Origin of the sequence: Acinetobacter sp. YH12227 (genome assembly GCF_013417785.1) — a bacterium.
GTDB classification, from domain to species: Bacteria; Pseudomonadota; Gammaproteobacteria; order Pseudomonadales; family Moraxellaceae; genus Acinetobacter; species Acinetobacter gandensis.
The window spans coordinates 1-2,337 of record NZ_VPDH01000150.1 but is presented as its reverse complement, the minus strand read 5'-3'; the positions used below and the strand labels follow the sequence as shown (position 1 = coordinate 2,337).

The following is a 2,337-nucleotide window of genomic DNA, read 5'->3' as shown; positions in this document are numbered from 1 at the left end:
GCGGTTTTAGAAAGAGTTGTAATTTCTCCAAAAAGATTGAAAACCATTTTAAAGCCTTCGACTTAACCTTTTTTTACATCAATAATGGTTTCATTTAATGTCAGCATACTTTTTGAAACACCACCCAAAAAATTACTGCTACCTTAGCGATTTTATTATAGTGATAAAATGAGTAATCTTAAAAAAGTTATTTTAATCCAAACAGATATTACAACATTAGCTGTACAGGCTATCGTTAATTCAGCGAATAAGTCTTTGCTTGGTGGCAGTGGGCTTGATTATATCATTCATAAAAAAGCAGGACCTTTGATGAAGACTGAATGTATTCAACTTCATCAAGAAAAAGGCGGGTGTTCAACTGGACAAGCAGAAGTTACTACTGCTGGAAACCTGCCTGCCCAATATCTTATTCATGCTGTTGGGCCAAGATGGTTAGATGGTGAGCGTAATGAGCCACAATTGCTTTGTGATGCTTATAGTAATGCGATTATGAAAGCTAACCATGTTGGTGTAAAAACTATTTCTTTTCCAAACATCAGTACAGGTGTTTATGGTTTTCCTCGCCAACTGGCAGCCGAAATTGCAATTGGTACCATACTTTCAACACTTCCCCAATATGACTGTGTTGAAGAAGTATTTTTTGTATGCCGAGATGATGAAAACTATTTAATTTATAAGGAGATACTTTCTAACATTAACGACCCAAAAATAAAAATACAGATTGAATAAATTAAATTATAGATAGCTCATATAAGAATCCTGCTACCAGTTTGGCTAAAAGCTCATGATCTTCTTGGGATTCAACGATATCAACCATTAAATCATCTAAACCTGTGTGTTCTTGAATGGTCACACCTTGGATTTCAAGATAAGTTAGCATCACTGCTAGCCCTGTTCTTTTATTTCCATCGACAAATGCATGTCCTTTAGAAATTGCAATACCAAACCATGCAGCAATTTCAAAGATATCACTCACATTACTGTAATACATTTGCTGATCTATACGATTTAGGACGCTTTCCAGTTTCTCAATCTGGCAACCAGATCGACCTACACCTGTTTGAAGCAAAATCTCGTCATGTACAGCAATTACGAAGGTCGAACTAATCAAGCTCATTTATAAGCTAACTCTTGTATTTCTGCTTTATGTTGCTGGATCACTCGTCTAGCACTATGCATAACAACTCGTTTAGTTGCTTCATCATTACTAAACTGTATAGGTAAAACTTGTCCAGAAACCTTTTCACGACTAGATACTTGTTCAATATTATAATCTTTAAGACGTTTTCTCATATCGCTTACCATTCTAAGAGTGATCGTGTGTATTTTAACGCAAGTTTGTTGATCTAACAGTAGTGTTGGTCAAATTTGATAGTGTGAGTCTTTTTTTAGCACCGATTGTTCTGGATTTAAATTAAAAAAATCATAGACTTTATTAATTTTTGATTTATATAACAATGTCTTATCCAAATAAATAATTGATTTTTCTTTGTTGGTATCAAAAATTACTCGACCTCTTGGGATCTGTTCATACTCATAGTTTTGTAGTTCAGAATACTTTTCTTGCAATGTAATCCAATATTCAATATGTGTATATGGGCTATCAATCAGGCCAATAGAGTCTGCTTTCGTAATATTAAAGGAATGTGCAATACCAATGACTTGATTATTCCAGTACCAAAAGATCCCTATTTTCATTTGTCTTTATGCCTAGTTTTAAGTTCAACTAAAATTAATATAATACGGATTATCCGAAAATATTCAGACAATAAAAAACCCCGACATCCTGTCGGGGTTTTTCATATCGGGTTGCTCGTCTTACTGATCTCGTGCTGCCCATTCCTTGCGCTATTTTCTTATTCTTGTTTTCTGGAAACATCCAGTTCCCTTATGTATTCATCATAGGGCTAATGCTTTGGATTACCAATCCGCAAAATCCTTAAATTTATGTAAGTTTTAGCTTACAAAGTTGGCCCATTTTTATCCCAAGAGTTGTCCGCAGAAATTGGGGATTGTTTAGGCCGTGGATGGCTTGATAAATCACAACAAAGTTTCATATTGTTTGAAAAACAGTCAAATTTATTGGCAATAAGTATCAAAACTGCTCATAAAAAAGCCGGCTTGTTTCTAAGTCGGCTTTTTGTGGTTTTTCAGGGGGATGAAAATTTTTTAACTATATGAAAAACAAAGATATTTTAAAAAGCTGTTGTTGTTATTCACCAATTAAAATGTCTATGTGATAAACCATTTAAAATGTCCTGTTTTTAACCACAAGAGTCAAGCACAGGATTTAACTTTCTTTGTTCAATAACAGCTTTCTGAGCTTTACGACTCGGC

Annotated in this window: 4 protein-coding genes and 1 pseudogene; 2 read left to right on the top strand and 3 right to left on the bottom strand. The window is 34.3% G+C overall.

The window, feature by feature from the left end; all coding sequences use genetic code 11:
• Positions 1-98, top strand: a pseudogene (locus FTV09_RS17475) (IS1 family transposase); the annotation flags it as partial.
• 70 nt (positions 99-168) lie between these two features.
• Positions 169-729 carry a macro domain-containing protein gene (locus FTV09_RS17470; protein WP_180058986.1) on the top strand — a complete coding sequence of 187 codons (561 nt, stop codon included), beginning with the start codon at positions 169-171 and terminating at the stop codon, positions 727-729.
• A gap of 1 nt (position 730) precedes the next feature.
• On the opposite strand, the gene FTV09_RS17465 is transcribed toward FTV09_RS17470, so the two are convergent.
• The 3 genes from FTV09_RS17465 to FTV09_RS17455 form a co-directional block, all read right to left on the bottom strand.
• Positions 731-1,117 (bottom strand): type II toxin-antitoxin system death-on-curing family toxin, encoded by a 387-nt coding sequence (locus tag FTV09_RS17465; RefSeq protein ID WP_002125026.1) that lies wholly within the window; start codon positions 1,115-1,117, stop codon positions 731-733.
• Positions 1,114-1,293 carry a hypothetical protein gene (locus FTV09_RS17460; RefSeq protein ID WP_180058985.1) on the bottom strand — a complete coding sequence of 60 codons (180 nt, stop codon included), beginning with the start codon at positions 1,291-1,293 and terminating at the stop codon, positions 1,114-1,116. Before FTV09_RS17460 ends, FTV09_RS17465 begins: the two co-directional genes overlap by 4 nt.
• Positions 1,294-1,362: 69 nt before the next feature.
• Positions 1,363-1,698 carry a hypothetical protein gene (locus tag FTV09_RS17455; protein ID WP_002125021.1) on the bottom strand — a complete coding sequence of 112 codons (336 nt, stop codon included), beginning with the start codon at positions 1,696-1,698 and terminating at the stop codon, positions 1,363-1,365.
• Positions 1,699-2,337: the final 639 nt, after the last annotated feature.

What these genes read in the sequence shown, in the direction of transcription:
- FTV09_RS17460 (WP_180058985.1), bottom strand. Translation starts at nt 1,293, where the DNA reads ATGAGAAAACGTCTTAAAGATTATAATATTGAACAAGTATCTAGTCGT.
- FTV09_RS17455 (WP_002125021.1), bottom strand. Translation starts at nt 1,698, where the DNA reads ATGAAAATAGGGATCTTTTGGTACTGGAATAATCAAGTCATTGGTATT.
- FTV09_RS17465 (WP_002125026.1), bottom strand. Translation starts at nt 1,117, where the DNA reads ATGAGCTTGATTAGTTCGACCTTCGTAATTGCTGTACATGACGAGATT.
- FTV09_RS17470 (WP_180058986.1), top strand. Translation starts at nt 169, where the DNA reads ATGAGTAATCTTAAAAAAGTTATTTTAATCCAAACAGATATTACAACA.